Source organism: Pseudomonas sp. CAM1A, from assembly GCF_047501685.1.
Lineage (GTDB): Bacteria > Pseudomonadota > Gammaproteobacteria > Pseudomonadales > Pseudomonadaceae > Aquipseudomonas.
This window is the reverse complement of sequence record NZ_JBFNXP010000009.1, coordinates 278464-301539: the sequence shown is the minus strand read 5'-3', so window position 1 is coordinate 301539 and position 23076 is coordinate 278464. Positions and strand designations below refer to the sequence as shown.

Annotated in this window: 22 protein-coding genes and 1 pseudogene; 10 read left to right on the top strand and 13 right to left on the bottom strand. The window is 61.0% G+C overall.

Annotation, left to right across the window (positions count from 1 at the left end):
* Positions 1–225 precede the first annotated feature (225 nt).
* Positions 226–765: a type 1 glutamine amidotransferase domain-containing protein gene (locus ABZO33_RS21050; RefSeq protein ID WP_414537597.1), complete on the bottom strand. Its 540-nt coding sequence runs from the start codon at positions 763–765 to the stop codon at positions 226–228.
* An 84-nt stretch (positions 766–849) separates the two neighbouring features.
* A complete protein-coding gene (locus ABZO33_RS21045; protein WP_414537595.1) occupies positions 850–2637 on the bottom strand; it encodes a thiamine pyrophosphate-requiring protein in 1788 nt (595 codons plus the stop codon).
* Between the two features lie 145 nt (positions 2638–2782).
* Between ABZO33_RS21045 and ABZO33_RS21040 the strand changes: the two genes are divergently transcribed.
* Positions 2783–3307, top strand: coding sequence for a cupin domain-containing protein (locus ABZO33_RS21040; RefSeq protein ID WP_414537594.1), 525 nt, complete (start codon positions 2783–2785; stop codon positions 3305–3307).
* A 17-nt stretch (positions 3308–3324) separates the two neighbouring features.
* Here ABZO33_RS21040 and ABZO33_RS21035 read toward each other — a convergent pair whose 3' ends face one another.
* Positions 3325–4425 (bottom strand): mechanosensitive ion channel family protein, encoded by a 1101-nt coding sequence (locus ABZO33_RS21035; RefSeq protein ID WP_414537592.1) that lies wholly within the window; start codon positions 4423–4425, stop codon positions 3325–3327.
* Positions 4426–4772: 347 nt separating this feature from the next.
* Between ABZO33_RS21035 and ABZO33_RS21030 the strand changes: the two genes are divergently transcribed.
* From ABZO33_RS21030 to ABZO33_RS21020, 3 genes are all read left to right on the top strand, one after another.
* The gene (locus tag ABZO33_RS21030; protein WP_414537591.1) at positions 4773–5672 is read left to right on the top strand and encodes a cytochrome ubiquinol oxidase subunit I; all 900 of its coding nucleotides are present in this window, start codon (positions 4773–4775) and stop codon (positions 5670–5672) included.
* 2 nt (positions 5673–5674) lie between these two features.
* Complete coding sequence (locus ABZO33_RS21025; protein WP_414537590.1) at positions 5675–6685, top strand: cytochrome d ubiquinol oxidase subunit II; 1011 nt, start codon at positions 5675–5677, stop codon at positions 6683–6685.
* Between the two features lie 159 nt (positions 6686–6844).
* Positions 6845–7033, top strand: coding sequence for a hypothetical protein (locus ABZO33_RS21020; protein WP_414537588.1), 189 nt, complete (start codon positions 6845–6847; stop codon positions 7031–7033).
* A gap of 238 nt (positions 7034–7271) precedes the next feature.
* Here ABZO33_RS21020 and ABZO33_RS21015 read toward each other — a convergent pair.
* A pseudogene (locus ABZO33_RS21015) lies at positions 7272–7547 on the bottom strand (short-chain dehydrogenase); the annotation flags it as partial.
* Entirely contained in the window at positions 7544–8755 is a 1212-nt protein-coding gene (locus tag ABZO33_RS21010; RefSeq protein WP_414537587.1) for a zinc-dependent alcohol dehydrogenase, read from the bottom strand. The pseudogene ABZO33_RS21015 and the gene ABZO33_RS21010, both read right to left, overlap by 4 nt.
* A gap of 176 nt (positions 8756–8931) precedes the next feature.
* Here ABZO33_RS21010 and ABZO33_RS21005 point away from each other — a divergent pair, with 176 nt between their 5' ends.
* Positions 8932–9183 carry a hypothetical protein gene (locus tag ABZO33_RS21005; RefSeq protein WP_414537586.1) on the top strand — a complete coding sequence of 84 codons (252 nt, stop codon included), beginning with the start codon at positions 8932–8934 and terminating at the stop codon, positions 9181–9183.
* A gap of 95 nt (positions 9184–9278) precedes the next feature.
* Entirely contained in the window at positions 9279–9659 is a 381-nt protein-coding gene (locus ABZO33_RS21000) for a termination factor Rho (protein WP_414537585.1), read from the top strand.
* Between the two features lie 182 nt (positions 9660–9841).
* Here the strand turns inward: ABZO33_RS21000 and ABZO33_RS20995 are convergent, their stop codons facing one another.
* The 4 genes from ABZO33_RS20995 to ABZO33_RS20980 all read right to left on the bottom strand — a co-directional run bounded on the left by ABZO33_RS20995 (position 9842) and on the right by ABZO33_RS20980 (position 15615).
* Positions 9842–10060, bottom strand: coding sequence for a hypothetical protein (locus tag ABZO33_RS20995; protein WP_414537584.1), 219 nt, complete (start codon positions 10058–10060; stop codon positions 9842–9844).
* Positions 10061–10236: 176 nt separating this feature from the next.
* A complete protein-coding gene (locus ABZO33_RS20990; RefSeq protein WP_414537583.1) occupies positions 10237–12582 on the bottom strand; it encodes a penicillin-binding protein 1A in 2346 nt (781 codons plus the stop codon).
* A 40-nt stretch (positions 12583–12622) separates the two neighbouring features.
* Positions 12623–14551: a penicillin-binding protein 2 gene (gene mrdA, locus ABZO33_RS20985; protein ID WP_414537582.1), complete on the bottom strand. Its 1929-nt coding sequence runs from the start codon at positions 14549–14551 to the stop codon at positions 12623–12625.
* Positions 14552–14703: 152 nt separating this feature from the next.
* Positions 14704–15615 (bottom strand): LysR family transcriptional regulator, encoded by a 912-nt coding sequence (locus ABZO33_RS20980; protein ID WP_414537581.1) that lies wholly within the window; start codon positions 15613–15615, stop codon positions 14704–14706.
* A 111-nt stretch (positions 15616–15726) separates the two neighbouring features.
* Here ABZO33_RS20980 and ABZO33_RS20975 point away from each other — a divergent pair, with 111 nt between their 5' ends.
* Positions 15727–16044, top strand: a complete 318-nt coding sequence (locus ABZO33_RS20975; RefSeq protein ID WP_414537579.1) for a peptidoglycan-binding domain-containing protein — start codon at positions 15727–15729, stop codon at positions 16042–16044.
* A 25-nt stretch (positions 16045–16069) separates the two neighbouring features.
* Positions 16070–17764: a peptidoglycan D,D-transpeptidase FtsI family protein gene (locus ABZO33_RS20970; RefSeq protein ID WP_414537578.1), complete on the top strand. Its 1695-nt coding sequence runs from the start codon at positions 16070–16072 to the stop codon at positions 17762–17764.
* A gap of 120 nt (positions 17765–17884) precedes the next feature.
* Here the strand turns inward: ABZO33_RS20970 and ABZO33_RS20965 are convergent, their stop codons facing one another.
* The 3 genes from ABZO33_RS20965 to ABZO33_RS20955 all read right to left on the bottom strand — a co-directional run bounded on the left by ABZO33_RS20965 (position 17885) and on the right by ABZO33_RS20955 (position 20506).
* Positions 17885–19351, bottom strand: coding sequence for an FAD-binding oxidoreductase (locus ABZO33_RS20965; protein ID WP_414537577.1), 1467 nt, complete (start codon positions 19349–19351; stop codon positions 17885–17887).
* A 160-nt stretch (positions 19352–19511) separates the two neighbouring features.
* Positions 19512–19865, bottom strand: coding sequence for a CPCC family cysteine-rich protein (locus ABZO33_RS20960; protein ID WP_414537576.1), 354 nt, complete (start codon positions 19863–19865; stop codon positions 19512–19514).
* Complete coding sequence (locus tag ABZO33_RS20955; protein ID WP_414537575.1) at positions 19865–20506, bottom strand: hypothetical protein; 642 nt, start codon at positions 20504–20506, stop codon at positions 19865–19867. Before ABZO33_RS20955 ends, ABZO33_RS20960 begins: the two co-directional genes overlap by 1 nt.
* A 151-nt stretch (positions 20507–20657) precedes the next feature.
* Here ABZO33_RS20955 and ABZO33_RS20950 point away from each other — a divergent pair, with 151 nt between their 5' ends.
* Complete coding sequence (locus ABZO33_RS20950; protein WP_414537610.1) at positions 20658–20909, top strand: SMI1/KNR4 family protein; 252 nt, start codon at positions 20658–20660, stop codon at positions 20907–20909.
* Between the two features lie 177 nt (positions 20910–21086).
* Here the strand turns inward: ABZO33_RS20950 and ABZO33_RS20945 are convergent, their stop codons facing one another.
* Positions 21087–22001 carry a LysR family transcriptional regulator gene (locus ABZO33_RS20945; RefSeq protein ID WP_414537574.1) on the bottom strand — a complete coding sequence of 305 codons (915 nt, stop codon included), beginning with the start codon at positions 21999–22001 and terminating at the stop codon, positions 21087–21089.
* Positions 22002–22103: 102 nt separating this feature from the next.
* Between ABZO33_RS20945 and ABZO33_RS20940 the strand changes: the two genes are divergently transcribed.
* Positions 22104–23072, top strand: coding sequence for an ABC transporter substrate-binding protein (locus tag ABZO33_RS20940; protein WP_414537573.1), 969 nt, complete (start codon positions 22104–22106; stop codon positions 23070–23072).
* Positions 23073–23076: the final 4 nt, after the last annotated feature.

Here is a 23076-nt window from a genome sequence, read left to right as displayed (position 1 = left end):
CGATGAAAAGCATTTTAAGGTCCATAGGTTTCAGCTCTCGCCAAGGCATGGTCAGATCCTCGAAAACCGACCCTGCCAGTTAAAGACTGTTACCCATGTGCGTGAACTGATTTGTAACCCATGTGGGTGAGTCATACCGCCGCGCTCCTGCCAGATGAGGTTCAGCCGACCGGAAAACGCGTGTCCCCCGGTTCGGTGCGATGCCGACAGGGAGCCAGGGCGGGCTCAGCGCGTCAGCGCACTGATCAACTGCGCGTTGAAGGCCGGGATATCGTCCGGCTGGCGGCTGGTGATCAGGTTGCCGTCCACCACCACCGCTTCATCGACCCACGTGCCGCCCGCATTGCGGATGTCATCCTGCAACGTCTTGTAGCTGGTCATCCGCTTGCCCTTGGCCAGGCCGGTCGAGACCAGCAGCCACCCACCGTGACAGATCACCGCCAGCGGCTTGCCTGCAGAGTCATGGCTTTTCACCAGTTTCTGCGCGCCGGGTATCAGCCGGATGGTGTCAGAGTTCTGTACGCCACCGGGCAGCACGAGCGCATCGTACAGGTCGAGGTGAGCAGCCTCGAATGTTGCATCCACGGCAAATTCGTCGGCAGGCTTGTCGTGATTCCAGCCGCGCACAGTCCCTTCCTTCTCGCTCAGGATATCGACCACCGCGCCCTGCTTTTCCAGAGCTTCACGAGGGCCGGTCAACTCCACCTGTTCGAACCCGTCGGTGACCAGAAAGGCCACGCGCTTGCCATTCAGTTGTGTACTCATCGTCGTGTCTCCTTTTTCGATAGGCCTGAAAGGGCAGGCCTCGGACCTGGCGTGAAGTTCCAACGGATTCGCGCAAGGCTGGCATCACTTCTTGCCAGGCAGCACCGCACTCAGCACCTGCTTGGCCGTCTGCACGATCACACCGGCCTCGTCAGGGTCGCCCTTGAGCAGGGTGCTGGCGAATTTCTTCGCCTGTTCCAGCTTGATGTGAGGGGGGAGCGGTGGCACGTTGGGGTCGGTCTTGAATTCGATCAGCACCGGGCGGTCGGCGGCCAGGGCCCGCTCCCAGGCACTGGCGACTTCGTCCTCGCGCTCGACGAAGATGCCCTGCAGGCCGATGGAGATGGCAAACAGGTGGTAGGGCACGTCGGGTATGGACTGGGACGCTTCGAACTTCGGGTCGCCTTCCATGACCCGCTGCTCCCAGGTGACCTGGTTGAGGTCTTCGTTGTTGAACACCGCGCAGATCCACTTGGGGTTTTCCCACTGCTGCCAGTACTTGGCCACGGTGATCAGCTCGGCCAGGTTGTTCATCTGCATCGCACCGTCGCCGACCAAGGCAATCACCGGGCGCTGCGGGTAGGCGAACTTGGCGGCGATCGCATAGGGCACGGCGGCGCCCATGCACGCCAGGCCGCCGGACAACGAACACTGCATGCCCTGACGGATCATCAGGTCACGCGCGAACCAGTTGGCGCAGGAACCGGAGTCGCTGGTGACGATGGCCGCATCCGGCAGGCGCGGGGAGAGCTCGTGCACCACCCGCTGCGGGTTGATCGGGTCGGCCTTGACCAGGGCGCGTTTTTCCAGGGTCTTGTCCCAGCGCGCCCGCCAGCCTTCGATCTTCTTGCGCCAGCGCCTGTCGGGCTTGTGTTCGAGCAATGGCAACAGTGCCTGCAGGGTTTCGCCAGCGTCACCGACCAGGTTGACCTCCATCGGGTAGCGCAGGCTGAGCATGTCGGGCTGCAGGTCGATCTGCACGCCGCGGGCCTGGCCTTCCTTGGGCAGGAACTCGGAATAGGGAAAGCCGGAGCCGATCATCAGCAAGGTGTCGCACTCAGTCATCAGTTTGTAGCTCGGCTCGGTGCCGAGCAGGCCGATGGAACCGGTGACCCAGGGCAGGGTGTCCGGCAGCACGGCCTTGCCCAGCAGCGCCTTGGCCACGCCTGCCCCGAGCTTTTCGGCCACCGCCTCCACCTGTTCGCTCGCCTGCAGCGCGCCGGCACCGACCAGGATGGCCACCTTGCGCCCCGCGTTGAGCACGTCGGCGGCCTGCTGCAGGTCAGCCGTGTAGGGCAGCACCCTCGGCTTGCGGTAGCCGACGCCGGAGTGCACGGTGCCGTGGGCCCTGGCGGGCGCTTCATAGGGCAGATCCTGCAGGTCATTGGGCAGGATGATGGCGGTTACCCGGCGCTCGCCCACAGCTGTGCGCACGGCGCGGTCGAGCAGGTGGCGTACCTGGGCAGGGGTGGATGCCTGCTGCACGAACGCCCCGGCCACATCCTTGAACATCGACAGCAAGTCCAGTTCCTGCTGATAGTGCCCGCCCAGTGCCGCACGGGCCTGCTGGCCAACAATGGCCAGCACCGGCTGGTGGTCCATGCGTGCATCGTACAGCCCGGTGAGCAGGTGCGAGGCACCGGGGCCCGAGGTGGCGATGCATACCCCGAGTTCACCGGTGAACTTGGCGTGGGCGCTGGCCATGAACGCGGCCATTTCCTCATGGCGGGCCTGAATGAACGCGATCTTGCCGTTGGCCCGGTGCAATGCGCCGAACACACCGTTGATGCCGTCGCCGGGGTAGCCGTAGATACGTCGTACGCCCCACTGGTACAAACGCTCGACCAGGAAGTCACCTACCGTCATTGTCATCGTCGTGTCCCTGTCAGTGATCGATAGGGTCTGGACTGGGCCGCGAAGATGAAAGTTTCACTGGATGTCCCTGGTCGCCCGGCAGGAACCTCGTGGCCGGCTGCGCATTCTCAAGGGTATTGACCAGCCTCACCCGGAGGCCCTCATGTTTACCCTCGACAGCACTACCCAGCCGCAGAGGACGCTGCACTTCGCCAATGACGGCGCGACGCCGAACAGCCGCTTTGCCGTGTTGCTCTACCGCCTGCACCTTGCGCCGGCCGATGACAACGCCGGCGCCTTCGAGGCGTTGTTCGCCGCCCATCAATGGACCCCGCTGTGGCGCGACGGCATTTTCGACTACCAGCATTTCCACCCCAATGCCCATGAGGTACTGGGTGTTGCCCGCGGACAGGCGCGGGTGACACTGGGCGGCGCGGGCGGGCAGACGTTGACCGTGAAAGCGGGCAACGTCCTGGTCCTGCCGGCCGGCACCGGCCATTGCTGCGTCGAATCCAGCGACGACTTCCTGGTGGTGGGTGCTTATCCGCTTGGTCAGGAAAAGTACGACATTCAGCGGCCCGAGGATGGCGCGCACGATCAGGCGCTGGCGCGTATCGTCGCCGTGCCCAGGCCAACGCAAGACCCGGTGACCGGCGCACGAGGCGCCCTGATGACGCTATGGCGCTGATCACCCGCCAACGGCGTTCAGGCCTCTTTGAAGCGCAGCATGTCTGCCTGGGGTAACGCGGTAACCTTGATCGCCCGCACCGGCACGGCAAACTTGGCACCGATCCTGGAGAAACGCTCCAGCAGATGGAAATTGATGGCCTGCTGGATATCCATGTACAGGTTGTAGCCGGGGTCCTTGACGATATACACGCACTCGAATTCCAGCGCCTCCTTGCCGAAGCCACGCAGGTGCGCGCGGTCGAAGCGCGCCTGGCCCTGTGCCTTGATCGCCTCCTCGATGATGCCAGGGGCTTTTTTCACGGCATCGGTGGGGGTGTCATAGGACAAGCCGAACTCGAACACGATGCGTCGTTCCTGCAAACGCTTGTAGTTCTGGATGGTGCTGCTGATCATGCTGGCATTGGCCATGACGATCTGCTCGCCGCCCAGGCTGCGGATGCGCGTGGTCTTCAGACCGACATGCTCCACCGTGCCGGCCAAGGGGCCGACGACGATGAAGTCGCCCACCTCGAAAGGCTTGTCCACGGCGATCGACAGCGAGGCGAACAGGTCGCCGAGGATGTTCTGCACCGCCAGCGCCACGGCGATGCCACCCACCCCGAGGCTGGCGACGAAGGCGGTGATGTTCACCCCCAGGTTGGACAGCATGGCCAGCACCACCACCGACCACAGCAGCACCCGCGCGCCCCAGGCGGACAGGGTGGCCAGCGCGCTGCCCTGGTTCAGCCCCTCGCTGCCGTGCCGGGCGAAATAGCGGCGCAGACCCAGGGCGATGGCGCGGTTGGCCCACAGGCCGATCTGCAACGCCGCCACCACGAACCACAGGCTGCCCACCCGGGCCAGCCAGCGCTCGGGCAGGTCGAGCATGCCCAGGCCCACCAGCAGCGAGGCGAGCAGCAGCAAGGCGTTGCTGGTGCCGCCGAGCACCTTGGCCAGCACCTGGCTGAACGCCCCGTCATGTTCGGACCAGCGCCGCACCCGCCGCTGCACGAAGCTGATAGCCGCCCGCGCCGCGACAAAGGTCAGGGTGGCGACACCCAGTGCCAGCAGCAGGTTGAGGATGGAGATACCGAATAGCGTGGTATCGGTGAACAGTTCAATGATGCGGTCATTCATGAGTGGCTCGCCTCCTGGTTGCCCTCGGATGATGTGCAGCGTCCTTTCATGGGACGTCGAGGTGCGGCCAGAGGTCGATCGGATTTTCACGGCCGGGTTTTCGGAACGTCCTGCCCCCGCCGACACTCCACCGCTTCACAGCGCCTGACAGGAGCAAGCGGATGATTCATCCAGGCTGTGCCGGCTGGAGTCTTTCGCGGCCTTATGCCGGCGCGTTTCCCGCACAAGGCAGCCACCTTCCGACCACTACCTGCAGGCCCTGGCGGCGCGGCTGCGGGCGGGTGCTGCCAGCCAGACGGAAATCTGGTGCATTTTCGACAACACCGCCGCTGGCGCCGCCCTGCGCAATGCCCTGGCATGCCATCGATGGGCAAGGTCGTTTCATCGCCGAGAATTGGTGGGCGATCGTGTTCAACCCGTCGTTTCCCTATCGCCTGGCACACATGCTGCTGGCCGCTCTGCTCGGCACCGCGACCTGGGTGGCCGGCGTTGGCGGCTGGCAATTGCTGCGCGCCCCCGGTAACCCACGTGCGCGCCTGCAATATTCGATGGCGCTGTGGGCCATCGCGGTCCTCACCCCCCTGCAGATCCTGGTCGGTGACCTGCATGGCCGGCACACGCTGCAGGTGCAACCGATCAAGGTCGCAGCCATCGAGGGCACGTGGCAGCGGCCAGCGGCGGGAGCAGGGGAGCCTTTGCGCTTGTTCGCCGTGCCAGACATGGAGCACCAACGCAACCGCTATGAAGTGGCTATCCCCCGCATCGGCTCGTTGTACCTGACCCATGACCTGAGCGGCACGATAGCCGCGCTCGATGAATTCCCCGCGCAGGACTTGCCGCCAGTGCCGCCGCTGTTCTACGCCTTTCGCATCATGGTTGGCCTGGGCCTGTTGATGTTGGCGCAGGGCATCGCTGCCCTGGTGCTGCGCTGGCGTGGACGTTTGCTGAGGGCGCGATGGCTGCAACGCGTAAGCGTCGGGTTGGCACCCGCGGGCTTCGTCGCCATGCTCAGTGGCTGGGTAGTGACGGAAGTGGGGCGCCAACCCTTCACCGTCTACGGGCTGTTGCGCACGGCCGACAGCGTGTCGCCCGTGGCGGCGCAGACGGTGATCGTCAGCACAGCGGCCATCCTGGTGTTCTATCTGCTGATATTCGGTTTCGGGCTCTGGCTGCTCTTGCGCCTGTTGCGTGAGCCACCTGGCGCAGGGGAAAGTGGCCCGCACCCGGAAATTGGCGAGGGGCGCTGAGCATGCTCGGCGTGGATTGGCTTACCGTGCTCAGCGCCGGAGCGCTGGCGTTTTCCGTACTGGTCTATGTGCTGCTGGACGGCACCGACCTGGGTGCGGGCATGCTGATGGCGAGCAACCGGCGTGCCCAGGACCGTGAACTGACGGTGCGGACCTTGCTACCGATCTGGGACGCCAACGAGACTTGGCTGGTGCTGGGCGGCGGTGCGCTGCTGGCGTTGTTTCCCATGGCCTACGCCATCCTGCTTCCCGCGCTTTACCTGCCGTTTCTGCTGATGTTCATGGCGCTGGTGTTGCGCGCCGTCGGCCTGGAGTTTCGGGAACATCTGGCCAATGCGTGGATAGCGGACGGGGCAGTGCTGGGCGGTTCGCTGGTCGCCACGCTGTGCCAGGGCTTGATTCTGGGCACCTTGATGCAGGGCGTACCCCACGACAACGGCCAGTACAGCGGCAACGGCCGGGAATGGCTGGGGATGTTTCCGCTGATCTGCGCACTGGCATTGGTGCTGGGCTACTTATGGCTGGGGGCCTGCTGGCTGTACTGGCGATGCGAAGGCCCTCTGCAGCGCCGGGCGCGCAGCCAGGCCAAGGGGCTCTGCGGCCTTACCGTAGTGGCGCTGGGTACAGTGCTGGCGTTGACCTTGCAACTCGATACGCAGTATTGGCATCGCCTCAGCCAGCCTTGGCTGCTCATAGCCGCCGGGAGCGCGAGCGTTGGATTACTGGTGGGGTTCGCACGGGCCTGGCGCTGTGCGCAGCACTGGCTGCCGCTGTCGTGCGCCCTGGGCATGATCGTCGTGGCGTTCACGCTCATGCTGGCGGCGCTCTTTCCGAATGCCATCCCGCCGGCACTGACACTCGAACAGGCGGCCAGCCCTGCCACCCAAGTGTTCGTGCTGGTGGGCTTTGCGCTGGTGGTGCCTGTCACGCTGGGCTACAACACCTGGGGCTTCAGGGTGTTTTCGGGGAAGGTCAGGGCCTCGGACAGGCAGGGGACGACGTCTGGCCCATGAGTGCGCCACGCCATTCGTCCGACATTCAGCAAATGTGCTGAACGCCTGGCAGGGTAAACGCCCTTAAACAAGTCAAACAGGCGCTATTCAACTTCCAATAAAAATACGGCCAGAGGCCTCTGCATAATGACGACTCCCCCGACCGACCTGGATGTGGCAATGGAAATCGGCATCAGCGAAGCCGAGGTCAAGCGCTATCGGGGCGATACCTTTCTGCTGGGTGACGGCGCATGGCTGATCCACTTCGGATATACCATGCCCAAGGAATTGCGTGCGCGCCTGACCGGCAGCTTTACGCTGATCTTCAAGTCTCACATGGCAGTAGGTGACAGACGAAGACCAGGGTAGGACGCACGCATGCCTGGTACGCCTACTGGCGTCTGCGTTCAATTGCCGCCAGCACCCAGCCCGCCAGGAACCCCAGGGCCAAAGCGGATGCCAGGATGGCTGCGGGGTGGCGTTGCAGGCGCTCGACACCCGCCACCAGACGCCGTCCCTGCGCCCCTGCAAAGGCTGGAACTTCAGGTACCAATGGCCGCTGCCTGGGCTGTTCGACTTCACCGGCAACCTCGCCCGGGGTCCAATGCTCGAGGCGCGACACTTCCAGGGAAGTGCCATCCGCCAAGGTCAGCACCAGGTCCTTGATCTCGCCTGCGAAGCGATTCGCGAACACGGGCTCGCCCGTGGCGTCGAGGTTGTCATAGATGAAGCGCCGCCCCTCCAGCCACCCTACGGCGGTCAGCAGTTCCGGCCCCAGATAGTATTTGCCGTCAAGGAAGAAGCCGGTGAACGGATGCACCCGCTCGAGGTTTTCCACGGCATAGCGTTCTCCCGGCTTCATACCGGTGGCGGGATCGATCATGGCTGTACTCTCCGCGGTGCGTTCAAGGTACCCGGGGTTGCGCCGGGCACCAGGATGACCTTGCGGCAGTCATCCTGTTTCTGGTCGAACAAGGTGTAGCCCAAGGCGGCTTCTTCCAGCGCCAGGCGATGGGTGACTATCATTTCCGGCTGCAACCGACCGGCCTCGATGTGTTCGAGCAACTCGGGCAGGTATTTCTGCACATGGGTCTGGCCCATCTTGAAGGTCAGGCCCTTGTCGAAGGCATCGCCGAACATGAACGCGTGGATGAAGCCGGCATACACACCCGGCACGCTCACCACACCGCCGCGTCGCGTTGCCGCGATGCTCTGGCGTAGCGCCTTGCCACTGCTGCCTTCGATCTTCAGCGTTGTCAGCAGCGTTTCAGTGGTGCTGCCCTTGGCCTCGAAACCGACCGCATCGATCACAGCGTCCACGCCGCGCATACCGGGGGTCTGGCGGATGATACTGTCGGCCGGGTCGTCGTCCTGCTCGAAATTGATCGGTATCACCCCATAGGCATCACGTGCGTAAGCAAGGCGGTAGTCATTGTCATCGACCATGAAGATCAGCTGCACACCGAGCATGCGGGCGCAGGCGGCGCTCAGCAGGCCTACCGGCCCGGCCCCGTAGATGGCCAGGGTGCAGCCCTGGCCGACTTCGGCATTGATCACGGCCTGCCAGGCGGTGGGCAGGATGTCCGAGAGAAACAGCACCTTGTCGTCCGCCAGACCAGTCGGAACCTTGAATGGACCGACATTGGCCTTGGGTACGCGCACGTAATCGGCCTGACCACCGGGCACGCCGCCATACAGATGACTGTAACCGAATAGCGCGGCGCCAGGCGGGATGCCTTTTTTGTTGATGAGTGAACCGCGCCCGGTATTGGTGGTTTCGCAAGCGGCGAACAGGTCATGTTGGCAGAAGAAGCAACTGCCACAGGCGATCACGAAGGGAATGACCACCCGATCCCCGACCTGCAGGTCGGTGACCCCGGCCCCGGTGTCCTCGACAATGCCCATGAACTCGTGGCCGAAAATGTCGCCAGGTTCGGTCTGCGGGATCTTGCCATGGTAGAGGTGCAGGTCCGAGCCACAGATGGCAGTGGCCGTCACGCGAAGCACAATGTCGTCGGCCTCCAGGATGGCTGGGTCCGGGACTGTATCGACTCGGACATCGTTGGCACCGTGATAGGTCAAGGCTCTCATGGGTTGGATCTCCTGCACGCTGTGGTGACGGTCTATGCAGGGGAAGCCAGGGAGCACATTAAAGTTCAGGCGCAGATCACCAGCGGCATTTGCGTTGCGCTGACCGCCCAGGCGTCTGCAGGGAACCTCGGGCAGCGCGCAGGTATCCTCCGTCAAAGAAAGCAGGGCGGCCCGAGATGAATGCCTTCAGCGACCCGATGACCCCGGCGCGATGCCGGCTGGCAGCGATCAACGACTGGTTCGACACCTACGACAACCACGCGCTACGTCGGCATTGTCCAAGTACCTATCACGATGAACTTCTGCGCCAGGCCGATGAAATGGACCGGCTGCGGTTGATCGACTGGACCGAGTGGCGCGACCTGCGCCGGCTTGCCGATCGGGCGTTCGTGAGGGCGGTGGCCGGCGCGGATTATCACCTTGTGTAGCTGCTTGGACAGTGCCGACCATTCGTCCAGCCGATCGCACTTCGTTAGCGGCGATGGCTTCAACCGTTCAGCCAAACCACTCAGGAGTGAGCAACATGCCCCGTGGAGACAAAGACAAGTACACCGAAAAGCAGAAGCGCAAGGCCGAACACATCGAGCAAAGCTATGAGCACAAGGGCCTTTCCAAGGACGAGGCCGAGTCACGCGCCTGGGCTACCGTCAACAAGCAGTCCGGCGGCGGCGACAAGGCCGGCGGGTCGGGCAGCAAGACCTCGTCGAGCGAAAAGAAGACCGCACGCTCCGACTCGGCCAAGCGGGCGGCGAAAACGCGTGAGGGTCATGCGCGTGAGTCAGGTGCGTCACTGGAAACGCAAACCAAGGAAAGCCTGATGAAAGAGGCGCGCAGCAAGGATATCAAGGGGCGCTCGAGCATGACCAAGGCGCAACTGGTCGAGGCGTTGCGCAAGAAAGGCTGATGCGGCGCTGATGACCGAACTGGGGTTATTCGTGTTGTCTTCTATTATGCGTTGTTGTTCCAATGGGCGTTCGATCAGGTGTTCGACGTGCCTGTATCGGCGCAGGGTGAGGAGTCGGCGGATGTATGTGCGGGGCAAGGGTAGGGCGGCTGCGAGGCGAGGTGCCGAGCCGCCCGGAGGCTTCAGTCCTTGCTGGCGTTGAGCTTGCGCAGCTCTTCGTAGGTGGCCGACTGGACGAACCAGAAGCCGGAGACGATGCACCATCCCAGGCTGCCGACCACGAAAATACCCAGGGCTGGCAGGAACCCGCCAGTGAACAGGGTGATGAGCGCGAACAGCCAGATAACGGCCAGGGAGACGTAGAGGACGATGTTGTTGACGCTGATGACGAAGTCTTTCACGAAGCGTGTTCCTTGCGGGATATCAAAAGATTGCCCCTCCAGGGGCGCGCAGATGCTATCACATTGCTGCTATTGAGGGCTTGACCCGCCCATTGCGGCCTTTCGCGACCTTGCTCCTGCTTAGGGCCTCATCGGCCTCGCGCTAACACCCTCCGCGTGGACCTCTTCGACCTGCATCAGAACAGGTCCTGCAGGGTTTGCTGCGTATCGTTCAGCGATGGGGCATCACCCTGCGTGGTGCCCATCGCCGGCGCGCTCTCGGCCTTGAACACTTCCATTGCCGTCTGCGGCCCGCGCGCCGCTGCCGCCGTTCCGTCTGCCGTGTTGATCAGCCGGGTTACAACCCCATCAGGCGCAGGCTGCGAGTAAGGTGCTGTCCCGGCAAGTGCCACCTGCATGTAGTCCATCCAGATAGGCAGTGCGATGGTCACCCCCCATTCCCTCCGCCCCAGGCTTTGCGGTTTATCGAAACCTGCCCAGACGCTCGTTACGTAGTTGCCGTTGTAGCCCGTGAACCAGGAGTCCTTGGCTTCGTTGGTGGTGCCCGTCTTGCCCGCGATATCGGGGCGATGCAGGGCGGAAGCGGCGCGACCGGTGCCCCGCTTGACGACATCCTGGAGCATGCTGGTGAGCAGGTAGGTCGTACGGCTATCCACGACCTGTTCAGCCACCGCTTCGGGTGCAGAGTTGCGGGCACTGGGCGCGAAACGTGGGGCGGCCTTGAAGACAACTCGGCCTGAGCGGTCCTCGACTCGGTCGATGAAAAAGGGCGTGACCTTGTAGCCGCCGTTGGCGAGCACGCTCCAGCCGCCGACCACCGCCATGGGGGTAACGGACGCTGTGCCCAGGGCAAGTGAAAGGTTGCGCGGCATGTCGTTGACGTCGAAACCAAAACGCGTGATGTAGTCGATGGTCGGATCGATGCCCATGGCTTGCAGCAAGCGTATCGAAATCATGTTTCTAGAACGATACAGCGCCTCGCGCAGGCGAATGGGGCCGAGGAAGGTGCGGTTTTCGTTCTGTGGGCGCCATGCCGGCCCAGAATAGTCGCTGCCCAGCACAATGGGTGCGTCGTTGACGATGCTCGCCGGCGTATAGCCGTTGTCGAGTGCCGCACAGTAGATGAAGGGCTTGAAGCTTGAGCCCGGTTGCCGCTTGGCCTGTACCACGCGGTTGAAACCGCTCTGGTTAAAATCGAAGCCACCGACAAGGGCCTTGATCGCTCCATTGTCCGGCGCTACCGACACCAGGGCACCTTGAACGTCGGGCACTTGGCTGAAAGCGAAAGACTGGGAGCCTGCCAGCTCAACGCGGATTACATCGCCTGGGTTGACGATATCTGCAGGCCGTGCCGGTTGGCGCCCCAGTGCACTGTGGTTGATGAAGGGTCGGGCCCACGCCATCGTCTGCCAGGCGACGTCATGTTGCTGGCCAGCTTGATCGACCACGGTGATGCGGTTGCCGAAGACCTTCGTCACCGCCACAGCTTCCAGGCCGCCCAGTACCGGGTATTCTTTCAACCTTTCCAGCCATGCCGGGCTCAGGCTGCCCGTGAGATGGCCTTCGGGGCCGCGATAGCCGTGGCGCTTGTCATAGGTCTTCAAACCGTTCTGCAATGCAGCGTTGGCAGCCTCCTGCAGTGTGCCGGAAACGGTCGTCACCACGCGAAAGCCTTGTGTGTAGGCGTCATCCCCGAAGCGGCCAACCATCTGGGCCCTGACCATTTCGGCGATGTAGGGGGCACTGACCTCCGGCTCTGGCGCGTGATAATGCGCGGTCACGGGAGCCTCCAGCGCGGCGCGGTAGCGGGCCTGATCGATGCTTCCCAGCGCGTACATTCGCCCCAGAATCCAGTCGCGGCGTTGTTTGGCCCTTGCCGGGTTATTGATAGGGTTGAACCGTGAGGGCGCCTTGGGCAAGCCCGCGATCATTGCGGTCTGCGCCAGGGTCAGTTGGGATACCGGCTTCCCATAGTAGATCTGCGCGGCGGCTGCGATGCCATAGGCCCGTTTGCCCAGGTATATCTTGTTGACGTAAAGGTTGAAGATTTCGTCCTTGGTCAATGTGCGTTCAATGCGCAAGGCCAGCAGTATTTCGGTCAGCTTGCGTGAGAACGTCTTCTCTTTGCTCAAGAAGAAGTTCTTGGCCACCTGCATGGTGATCGTGCTGCCGCCGGAGCGGACGTGGCCGTTCCTGATCAACTCCATGGCCGCACGCAGCAGGCCTGTGGGGTCGACGCCACGGTGATGGTAGAAGTTGGCATCCTCCGCAGCCATGAAGGCGGCCAGGAAGTCGTCGGGGATTTGTGAGGAGGGCAGGGGAATACGGCGTATTTCACCAAATTCGGCGATCAGCTTTCCTTCTGCGCTGAATATCTGCAGCGGCTCTTGCAGTTGCACGGCCTTGAGGGTTTCTACATCGGGCAATTGCGGGTTGAGGTATAGATAGGTGCCGCTTGCACCAAGCACCAGCACGCTGGCAAGTGACAAGGCACACCAGCCCAGGGCCTTTAAAAGCCGCATTCGTCGCTCCTTTAGTTGGATTTCGATACCGGTAAGCGGGTCAGAGGACCCCAACGCGCGTGTCGGTATTTGGCGGCTCGAGAATCGAGGTGTTCTGCAGGGCATTGGGAGCGTTGAATTCCGGCTTCAGCTGCCCGTGTGCATCCAGTAGCCAGGCGTCCATGACCTTCCTGACCACCGGCCCTGCGACCCGGGCCCCGGCTTCACCGTTCTCGATCATCACGGCGACAACGATGGCCGGGCGTTGCGCGGGGGCAAAACCGACAAAAAGTGCGTTATCGCGGTGGCGTTCACGGGTCTTGTTGCGGTTGTAGCGCTCGCCCTGCCTGATCGCGATGACCTGTGCCGTGCCACTCTTGCCGGCTATTCGGTATGGCGCGCCCTGGGCTGCCCGGCGCCCGGCACCGCGCGGGTTGTGCATGACCATCTCCATGCCCTTTACCACCTCGCGCCAGGTGTCCGGATCCTTGAGGGTGATGTTGGGCAGCGGGTGTGGGTCGGCCGGTTTTTGCCCGCCTATCGACAGCGCCAGGTGCGGCCGATGCCAGATGCCTCTGCTGGCAATGAGGCTGGTGGCCTGGGCCATTTGCAGGGGCGTCATCTGTACATAGCCCTGGCCGATGCCTGCGATGAGCGTTTCGCCGGGGTACCACTGCTGGCGGCGGGTGGCGCGTTTCCACGCCGGGGAGGGCATCAGCCCGGGCGCCTCCTCGAACAGGTCGATCGAGACCCGCTGCCCCAGGCCAAACGCGGTGAGGTAGCTGTGTAACCGCTCGATACCCAGCCTGTGGGCCAGATCGTAGAAGTAGGTGTCATTGGAGCGCATGATCGCATCGTACATATCGACCCAGCCGTCGCCTGCCCGATTCCAGTTGCGGTACTTGTGCCGGTAATTGGGTAGCTCGTAATAGCCACGGTCGAAGACCCGCTGGTATGGGGTGATGACGCCACTGTCCAGCCCTGCAACCACCACCATCGGTTTGATGGTTGAGGCCGGAGGGTAGAGACCGCGTAGCACACGGTTGAACAGCGGCATGTCGGCTGAATCGCGCAAGGCCGAGTAATCCCGGGCCGTGATGCCCTTGACGAAAGGGTTGGGGTCGAAGCTGGGCCGGCTGACCATGGCCAGGACATCGCCAGTTGCCGGGTCCAGTGCAACCACTGCGCCGCGCCGATCGCCCAGAGCCTGCTCGGCAGCATCTTGCAGTGACGCATCGATCGTCAGCACGATGTCCTGGCCCGGGGTCGGGTTATGACGACCCAGCACGCGGATCACCTTGCCTTGCGCATTGGTTTCCACTTCTTCGAAACCCATCTGGCCATGCAGGGCGTTTTCATAAAAGCGCTCGATGCCGGTTTTTCCGATCTGCTCCGTGCGCAGGTACTTTGCGTGATCGAGTTGCCGGTATTCTTTTTCATTGATGCGCCCGACATAACCTACCGAATGGGCAAAGTGTTCGGCCAACGGGTACACCCGTGAAAACTGTGCGTGAACATCTACCCCCGGCAGTCGAAATTGATTCACTGCGACCCGTGCGATCTGCTGTTCGGTGAGGTCCGTCATCAAAACGACGGGCTCGAAGGCTCTGCCCCTGCGGTGCAAGGCCCGGTCTATCTTGTCGCGTTGTGCAGCGGTCAAACCAAGCACCTGGTACAACTGGCTGACGACGGCCTTGGCATCGCCGGCTCGTTCGCGGGTGATAGTCAGGTTGAAGGCGGGTATGTTGTCGGCCAGCACGACGTTGTTGCGGTCATAGATAATGCCCCGTGTTGCCGCGATTGGTCGGACATGCACGCGGTTTTTTTCCGCTACCGCAACGTGTAGATCATGCTGAGTGACTTGCAGGAAGTACAACCGGCACACCAGTGCGGTTGTCAGGGCCAGGACCAGGACGGCGCTGGCGATAATTCTTGTTTTTACAATCCTGTGGCTGGCTTCCCTGTCCTGTAATTCGGTGGGATATGTCATCTGGAAATACTTACCGCTTTTTGCAGGTCTTACGCTTTTGGATTTTTTATTCTAAGGGGCGTGAAGTATTCATCAATGCGCAATTCGGGCTATCTGATATCAATCAGGTTGATGTCACATGAGGGCTACCTAATGACTGACTCCGAACGGACTCAGGTCAGGCAAAAGGTTTTATCCACCAGCTCGATGATCATCGCCTTGACCGTTTGCAGCGTGCTGTCGTGCTTGCTGCCCACTCGCGTGCCGATTTCCAGGTCGTAGGAGGGCATGGGCACGGGGCAATGGAACGTTTGCAGCGTGCTGACCCTCTCCATGGCACGTGCCGCATGGGTAGGCACCGTGGTGATCAGTTTCGAGCCCATCAGCAGAAACGGCACTGCGGCAAAATGCGAGGTCGAGGCGTGGATACGGCGTTTGTAGCCGACGGCGTTCAAGCCTTCGTCGACGATGCCAACGTAACCCGCCGACGAGACCAGCAGGTGGGGCCGCTGGGCATAGTCTTCTACGGTGGTGGGTAGCGTGTTGTTGGCATCGGCAATGCCCAGGTAATTGCCCCGGCCAAGGGGCTGCCGGACAATCAGCGGCGACGACAGCCCGCCGGCCGACACGGCGATGTCTATCTGGTGACGCATCAGCATGTCCTGGACCAGGCCACTGTGTGTCTGCCGAAAAATGACGCGCACGCCACGCAGGTGCTCGTCGATCTGCGATACCAGGCTTTGGCCCAGGGCGATTTCACTGTCATCGGACAAACCGAGGGTGATCGTCCTCCCATTGATGTCCTGGCCACCGCCCGAAAGGGCAAGGGCTTGCCGGCAACAATTGAGGGCCTCGCCAATGAGCGGTGCCAGCTCGTTGGCGCGCATGGTCGGGCGCAGGCCACGGCCGGTGCGCTCGAACAGCGGGTCGGCGTAGATCTCACGCAGGCGGCCAAGTGCGGCACTCACCGCAGGCTGCGTGACGCCCAGGCGTATGGCCGCACGGCTGGCGCCGCCTTCTTCGATCAGCGCGACAAAAACCCTGAGCAGATTCAGGTCGACGCTTTCGATATCAATGCTAGTCATATCAGATATCTTGATAGTTGATTGATTAATAGTATAGGGGCGCGGACAATTCCCGACAATTCTTTCACAAGTGCTGGGCCGTTACTTGGCTGGGCCGGTATATGTATACGTATGAACCGAAGCAAAGTTGTTGCAGGTCTACTACTGGTTGCAGCGGTCAGGGCATTGAATGCCGCGTCGATCCCGCCACAAGATGAGCCGCACAGCAGTGTAGTGACGCCGCTTGGCAAGCAATTGATTACTGAACTTCAAGTCGCGCTGCAGGGGCAAAACTATTATCAAGGCGATATCGATGGTTTGTTTGGCAGCGAAACACAAGAGGCTATCTACTTGCTGCAGTTAGACCATGCGTTGCCGTTGACCGGGAGTGTCAATGTGCAACTGCTGGAAAGGCTCGGTATTGAACCGCCCGCCTGGCTGGTGCCCTGATCAATCGCTGTGAGTGAGTATCTTCATGCGTGCCCCTCCTAGGTCCGGTTATCCATGGCGGTTCAGGCTCGTGGTCGGTCTTGTACTTATCCTTGCGTCTACGCTGTGCTGGCGCATTGTCGAACTGCAAATTGTCGATAATGACTTCCTCCGTCAACAGGGTGATGCGCGGAGCCTGCGTTATCTGACCCATCCTGCGCCCCGAGGGGTGATCACGGACCGGGCCGGACATCCTCTGGCTGTCAGCACTCCAATGGTTACCCTGTGGGCTGACATGCGTGAACTGTCCGCCGAGAAGGCCAAATGGCCGTCGCTCGCCCAGGCGTTGGAAATACCGCTTGCGACGCTCGAAAAGCGCTTTGCGCAAAACCGACACAAGGCGTTTTTCTACCTGCGCAGGCGACTGCCCCCTGAACGGGCCGGGCAGGTGTTGCAGGTCGTCCAGCAACAACACATCAAGGGGATTTACAGCCAGGAGGAGTCGCGACGCTTCTATCCTGCAGGTGCCATCGCCGCGCAGGTCGTCGGCTTTACCGATATCGACAACAACGGCAGCGAAGGCGTGGAGCTGGCCTACGATCAGGCGCTGCGTGGGCTCAGCGGCAGGCAGCATGTGGTCAAGGACCGCAGGGGGCAGGTGATTCAGGACCTGGGCGTGAGCCGGCCTGCAAAACAGGGGCAGGACCTGGCGCTGTCCCTGGATATACGCTTGCAGTACATGGCGAGCCGCGAGTTGGCGAAGGCCGTGACCGACAATGGTGCCGACGCGGGAAGTGTCGTGATCCTTGATGTCGAGACCGGGGAGCTGTTGGCACTGGCCAACTACCCCACCTACAACCCCAACAACCGTGCACAGGCCAGCCCATCAGCGATGAGAAACAGGGCGCTGGTGGATGTGTTCGAGCCTGCCTCGACGATGAAACCTTTCTCGGTTGCCGCTGCACTGGAAAGCGGGCGCTGGAAGCCGTCCGACACCGTGCTGGTGAAAACCGGCAGCCTGAAGGTTGGCAGGTTCACCATCCGTGATGCCTCACGCACCGCCGGCGAGCGGTTGGACATGACTGGGATCCTGGTGCGTTCAAGCAACGTTGCGATCAGCCAGGTGGCATTCGACATTGGCGGCGAGAAGATTCATGGCCTGCTGCAGCGCGTCGGCCTGGGGCAAACGACCGGTACGGTGTTCCCCGGGGAGCGTTCGGGCGTGCTGCCCACCCGACGCCAGTGGCGGGATGCCGAAACCGCGGCGATGTCCTACGGCTACGGAGTTTCTGTCACCGCCGTGCAGTTGGCCAAGGCCTATGCGACCCTGGTCAATGGCGGCAGAAGTGTGCGTGTCTCGCTGTTGCGTGTCAGCGAACCCGCGCAGGCAAGTCAGGCGATGCCTGCACCGGTGGCCAATGCGCTGAAGCACATGCTGGTACAGGTTGTCGAAGCACCCAGGGGTATTTATCGGGCCAAGGTGCCGGGCTACCACGTGGGCGGCAAGAGCGGTACCGCCAGACTGCCCAGCGCCACCAAAAAGGGCTACCAGCACAAGGCGTACAGGGCGATGTTCGCCGGGTTCGCACCTGCCGCCGCACCGAAATTTGTGGTGGTCGTGATGATCGACAACCCGTCCAGACACGGCTATTTCGGTGGGCTGGTATCGGCTCCGGTTTTCAGCAAGGTCATGGCACAGGCGCTTCGGCTGTACAACATCGTCCCGGACAATCTTCCCTGACCCAGGCTCCGATCAGGTGCGGCCGCTCGGATATGTCTACAGATCAAGTGGCAATCGCCGAAACAACGGATTCGGATAAACACCCGCTTGGGCTCAGACGCCCTTGCCACGAGCTTTACACTATCCCGTGTGGTACTTGTCCCAGAGCTTGTTCCGGAATCGCCCTCGTGGATCGACTTGCGCTTTGAGTGCTAACAGACGGCGCGCGTTTGGGTAGGCACTTGAGAACTGCTCCTGCGTTGCATGCAGTTGGTAGGGAAGATAGTAGGTACCGCCAAGCAACAGCGCAGCGTTGATGAGTTCGCGTGTCCACACGCCAACTGCCTCGCGATCATCCACCCCAACACGCTGCCAATAATAGAGCACGAATGAAAACACTTCTTCGCGTGCCCAGGACAGAAACGAGTCGGGGTCGGCCGGAGCGTGTCGGATGGAGATATTTATGGCGTCAACGCGATGCGCCTGAAGGATGGCGGCCATTTGCTTTACGAACGCATTGAACTGTGTCACTGGAACAAAATATTCTTGCAATGCATAGGTACTGTTTCGGGTTGCAATGGGGCCAAGCGAAGCGACATCCGCACTGGCCTCGTAGTTGCGCCGTACGACCGGTTGATTGAGATAACGCAGTGGATCGATCACATCCTTGCGAAGCATTGAGCCACCGGGAAGCTTGGTCACGCTCCACATGACAGTCTGGTTGATTTTGTACGACTGCCCCGGCGCCACCAGTCTTTCTGCGACGGTCAACTCTTTGTCCGAGGCACGCCAGGTGACGGAAGTAGCGCTGTCGAAATAAGGGGGGGACAAATCGGCATTATGAAGGATAGCCTGTTCGTTCTCGCGGACGTGGTCATTGAAAAAACGCGGATAATCAGCAACTGGCATGCGGCTTATCTGACGTTCAATTGTGATGTTGAACGCAAGGTCCAGTTCGACCTCAGTGATCACCCCCATTGCACCATAGCCACCGATAGCAGCGTAGAACAGGTCGGAATTTGCGGTGCGGGACGCTTCTACTACCGAACCGTCCGCAAGCACCAGCTGCAGAGAACGCACAGAGTTGATTACCGGACCAGCGCCGACATAGCGTCCATGAGCATTGACTGACAGCGATCCACCGACGGTGAAGTTGGCATAACTCTGCATGATTTTTATCGAGAGGTCGTCCGGGTCGATGACCGACTGCAGGTCACGCCAACGCATCCCTGTTTGCACGCGTATGACTCTGCTCTCAGGCGAATATCGGATCACCTGATTAAACTGACGCATGTCGAGGTGCAGGCTGTTTTCGGTAGCAATCTGGCCCCCCATACTATAGCGGCCACCACCTATGCTGACTGGGCCTAACGACATAGCGAGCGCCCGCTGTATTTCGCCAGTGGTGCGAGGTACGAACAGACGATTGACCCAAATCGGATTGAGCATCGTCACATCGTTCACCAAGACGCCCGATGATGCCGCCCATAACGACCACGGTGAAAGCACACTGACGGCAATCCCGGTCATCCCAGCCTGGAGTAGATGGCGCCGAGTGAGAATAGGCGACGCCTCTGAAACGGCGTTCTGTTGCGTACTGTCGATCAATTGCGCTCCCTCGCTGAGAGTCAAAAGTAACATGCGCCTTCGGACTTCAAAGCAGACTAGTGTCCTGTCTCGGAAATACGTTCTCTTTTGGCGAGTGGCAACGCCGGCCGGGCGCCCAAGACGCCGCCAAAAGTGAACAGCTTATTTCCGGGACAGGACACTACGTCCGCAGCCAGTAGTAGAGGTCGCAATTCGACTGCATGTGCAGAGAGGGTTGATTGTCGGAGTCAGGATCTGGAAGGGCAACTCGGCGAGCCCAGAGCGGAAACCACTCGCTATCACGCACATCGCTATCGCTAGGCTCTCGCACATTCTTCGACATGCTTCGCTCGCACACACCGAATTGGACGAAGTTCACCTGCGCCTCAATCAAGCTACATCTATTCGGGCCACCCTCCTGGTGAGGGTAGTAGAGCTGGAACTCGTCATCTTCCCAGAAACAAATTGGGCAGATTTCGTATGACCCTGGGGGTTCCTCGAAGACTGCATATCCGCAGCATGGACACGTAAACATCAATTCTTCCTTATAGGTGGCCGTCTGTTCTTGATCGAGACAAGCCACATACCGAACGGCTGCAATGGGCCAAAAGCAGCCGGCGAGGGTCGCAATGATCCTTGTGGGAGCAGGTTTGCCCGCGAAGCAGGCAACGCGCCGGATAGCACAGCTGCGCCAGTGCAATAGGCTTGCAAGGCAGTGCTGGCGATGGCGGGCAGTTTTCCAAGCTGAGTCACGACATTGCTGGCTATGTCACGATCAGCCTTCGACTGCGCGTGAGCGTGTCGGGCACTCGCGACCGCAGTGAAATAACCGAAGACCGGCGTGTCCTTGATCGAGGTAGGGGCGGTGAAGACGAGGCCGTCCATCTTATGGACATAGGGCCTGGTGCCGCCTGGATAGTGCACCACGGCATATCGCTCGCCGTAGATCACCGCTTTGTCGATGGGTTTGACGATCGTGCTGCCAGGTTTGGTCAGTAGTACATTGCTCAACTCGCGGGAAGGTGACACTCGGCAGTTACTGAGCGGACGGGTGTATTTTTTACTGGAGGGGAAATGACAGGTCAGTTCTAGTGTTTCGTACTTCTCGCTCCAGCGAATCGCCCAGTCGCTGATCTTTGCGGTCTTGTCCTCACCATCCACCTGAATCGAAGCCATATTCCCTTGTTCCTGTGCGCATGGCATTCGGTTATGTCGTGTACCGGATGCTGCTTTCCCTGATGGGTGTCATAGTGCCATTATTGGGTGCAGGTTCGATAGCTGTTGTGTGCGTTTTCCCGCAGGCATTGAGGTCGATGACGCCTTGGAGATGGCGGAGCAGACTGAGATCTTAAAACAGGTGGCGACGGGGTGTGGGCATCTGGATATTTTTGAAATTGCCGCAGACGCCTGGGCCCTGGGAGCGCCTCAGGATTGGCTGCCTTTCATTGAAGATAACAGCGACTACTTCTGCATATCAGAGGCCGGGGTTGTTCGATACTGGTCCCATAACGGAAGTACAGACGAGAGTTGGCCAGACTTCGCTACTGGGTTCGAACAGGTCTGCATAGCCCGAGCGTAGTATCTGTCCGATACTTCCAATCCACGCCCGTTGTGTGTTTGTTACTTGTAGCTTCCCTCGGCAAAGGGGCGCTACGGGTCGAAAATGGTCTGTCGCGAACGGCTGTTTCCGACCCAATGAAGACGCTCCTCAGCTGAATATCAGCCGTCCTCCCGTGACATTCGCCCCACCTGTTGTTCATTCGGATGCAAACGACGGTCGCTCGGCGAACCATGCCACCGCCAGCTCCTTGAACGCCTCGGCCGAAGGCGTCAGCGGGTAGCGCTGATCGTGCGCCAGTACGATGCTATGGGTTGGCAGTTTCTCCTGAGTCGGCCGACACACCAGCGCTTGGCCATCATAACTATGGTCACCAAATGGCCGGGTATAGATCAGCGCCACGCCAAAGCCATTGGCGACGAGGCTGCGCTGCAACTCAAAGGTGCGCACACGGTGCACAACAGCGGGTGAAATGTCGTAAAAGCTGAACAGATCCAACACATGCTGCCAACTGTGGACCTGATCAGTGACAACCAGGGTGTATTCGGCCAGCGCTTTGAGGCTGACGCGTGGCGCCTTGGCCAACGGGTGATCGGCCGACAGCAGCACCTGGGCGGTCAGCTGACACAGTTGGGTGCATTGAGTGTTTGGCGGTAAACCCAGGTCATAGGTGATGGCCAGCTCTATCGCGCCCTCACTGAGCCGCTTGCCCACATAATCGAAGCTGCCATCGCGCATATCGACCGTGACCCTCGGGCAGGATTGCTGCATCCGTCGCACAATCTGGGGCAGGCAATAAGGCGCCAGGTCTTCAAAACAGCCCACCACCAGTTCCCCGACACACTCGCCTGCATCGGCATTGATCTCGGCAAAGGTCTGCGCCTCTGCCAGCACGCGGCGGGCTTGCACCATGACGGTACGACCGAAGGGAGTCAGCGATATGCCGAGGCCGCGCTGGCGTATGAAGATGGCTTGACCCAGCACCGCCTCCAGTTCGGTGATGGCCGCCGAGATGGAAGGCTGTGAAACATGAAGCTCCATGGCGGCAGTGGTCAGGTTTCCGTGCTTGGCCGCTGCGAGCGCGTAGCGAAGCTGCCTGAGTGTGAACTTCATAGCTTTTTCCGTGGTGATGCATCAGGACTTATTATTTTATCCTTTTTTATCGTTGTGAAATATTTCTCCTGCGCAGTGATCATCTTGTTTGGGAGCGTCACAATGACAATTACAAAAGCTCTGCTGACCACGACACTTTCTCTAGGGCTCTTGGCGAGCGCTGGCGCCAGCCAGGCCGCCGGTTGGTGCGAGTCTGGCAAGCCGGTGAAATTCGCCGGTTTGAATTGGGAAAGCGGGATGCTGCTCACTGAGGTGATGCAGTTCGTGCTGAAAAATGGCTATGGCTGTGACACCGACAGCCTGCCGGGTAACTCCATCTCCATGGAGAACGCCCTGAGCAGCAACGATATCCAGGTGTTCGCCGAGGAGTGGGTAGGGCGCAGCGAGGTCTGGAACAAGGCGCAGGCCGCCGGCAAGGTCGTCGGTGTCGGCGCGCCGGTGGTTGGCGCGGTCGAAGGCTGGTATGTGCCGCGTTATGTGATCGAAGGCGATGCCAAGCGCAAACTCGAAGCCAAGGCACCGAACCTCAAGAGCATTGCCGACCTGGGGCAATACGCCCAGGTATTCAAGGACCCGGAAGAACCGGACAAGGGGCGCGTCTACAACTGCCCGGCCGGCTGGACCTGCGAGCTGGACAACAGCCAGATGCTCAAGAGCTATGGCCTGGAAAACACCTACACCAACTTCCGCCCGGGCACCGGCCCGGCACTGGATGCCGCCGTGCTCTCGAGCTACAAGCGTGGCGAGCCGATCCTCTTCTACTACTGGTCGCCAACCCCGCTGATGGGCCAGGCCGACCTGGTCAAGCTGGACGAAAAGCCAGGCGTGGATAAATCCGTGACCATCAAGGTGGGCGTATCGAAGACCTTCCACGAGCAGGCGCCGGAACTGGTGGCGGTGCTGGAAAAGGTCAATCTGCCGATCGATCTGCTGAACCAGAACCTGGCGCGTATGACCCGGGACCGTATCGAGTCGGCGGAACTGGCGAAGGCGTTCCTCAAGGAGCACCCCGAAGTCTGGCATAGCTGGGTCAGCGAAGACGCAGCCAAAAAGGTAGACGCGGCACTCTGAAGGG

Excerpts from the sequence above, each read along its gene's own strand:
- ABZO33_RS21050 (WP_414537597.1), bottom strand. The coding sequence starts at position 765 with ATGAGTACACAACTGAATGGCAAGCGCGTGGCCTTTCTGGTCACCGAC.
- ABZO33_RS21045 (WP_414537595.1), bottom strand. The coding sequence starts at position 2,637 with ATGACAATGACGGTAGGTGACTTCCTGGTCGAGCGTTTGTACCAGTGG.
- ABZO33_RS21040 (WP_414537594.1), top strand. The coding sequence starts at position 2,783 with ATGTTTACCCTCGACAGCACTACCCAGCCGCAGAGGACGCTGCACTTC.
- ABZO33_RS21035 (WP_414537592.1), bottom strand. The coding sequence starts at position 4,425 with ATGAATGACCGCATCATTGAACTGTTCACCGATACCACGCTATTCGGT.
- ABZO33_RS21030 (WP_414537591.1), top strand. The coding sequence starts at position 4,773 with ATGCCCTGGCATGCCATCGATGGGCAAGGTCGTTTCATCGCCGAGAAT.
- ABZO33_RS21025 (WP_414537590.1), top strand. The coding sequence starts at position 5,675 with ATGCTCGGCGTGGATTGGCTTACCGTGCTCAGCGCCGGAGCGCTGGCG.
- ABZO33_RS21020 (WP_414537588.1), top strand. The coding sequence starts at position 6,845 with ATGGAAATCGGCATCAGCGAAGCCGAGGTCAAGCGCTATCGGGGCGAT.
- ABZO33_RS21010 (WP_414537587.1), bottom strand. The coding sequence starts at position 8,755 with ATGAGAGCCTTGACCTATCACGGTGCCAACGATGTCCGAGTCGATACA.
- ABZO33_RS21005 (WP_414537586.1), top strand. The coding sequence starts at position 8,932 with ATGAATGCCTTCAGCGACCCGATGACCCCGGCGCGATGCCGGCTGGCA.
- ABZO33_RS21000 (WP_414537585.1), top strand. The coding sequence starts at position 9,279 with ATGCCCCGTGGAGACAAAGACAAGTACACCGAAAAGCAGAAGCGCAAG.
- ABZO33_RS20990 (WP_414537583.1), bottom strand. The coding sequence starts at position 12,582 with ATGCGGCTTTTAAAGGCCCTGGGCTGGTGTGCCTTGTCACTTGCCAGC.
- mrdA (WP_414537582.1), bottom strand. The coding sequence starts at position 14,551 with ATGACATATCCCACCGAATTACAGGACAGGGAAGCCAGCCACAGGATT.
- ABZO33_RS20980 (WP_414537581.1), bottom strand. The coding sequence starts at position 15,615 with ATGACTAGCATTGATATCGAAAGCGTCGACCTGAATCTGCTCAGGGTT.
- ABZO33_RS20975 (WP_414537579.1), top strand. The coding sequence starts at position 15,727 with ATGAACCGAAGCAAAGTTGTTGCAGGTCTACTACTGGTTGCAGCGGTC.
- ABZO33_RS20970 (WP_414537578.1), top strand. The coding sequence starts at position 16,070 with ATGCGTGCCCCTCCTAGGTCCGGTTATCCATGGCGGTTCAGGCTCGTG.
- ABZO33_RS20960 (WP_414537576.1), bottom strand. The coding sequence starts at position 19,865 with ATGTTTACGTGTCCATGCTGCGGATATGCAGTCTTCGAGGAACCCCCA.
- ABZO33_RS20955 (WP_414537575.1), bottom strand. The coding sequence starts at position 20,506 with ATGGCTTCGATTCAGGTGGATGGTGAGGACAAGACCGCAAAGATCAGC.
- ABZO33_RS20950 (WP_414537610.1), top strand. The coding sequence starts at position 20,658 with ATGGCGGAGCAGACTGAGATCTTAAAACAGGTGGCGACGGGGTGTGGG.
- ABZO33_RS20945 (WP_414537574.1), bottom strand. The coding sequence starts at position 22,001 with ATGAAGTTCACACTCAGGCAGCTTCGCTACGCGCTCGCAGCGGCCAAG.
- ABZO33_RS20940 (WP_414537573.1), top strand. The coding sequence starts at position 22,104 with ATGACAATTACAAAAGCTCTGCTGACCACGACACTTTCTCTAGGGCTC.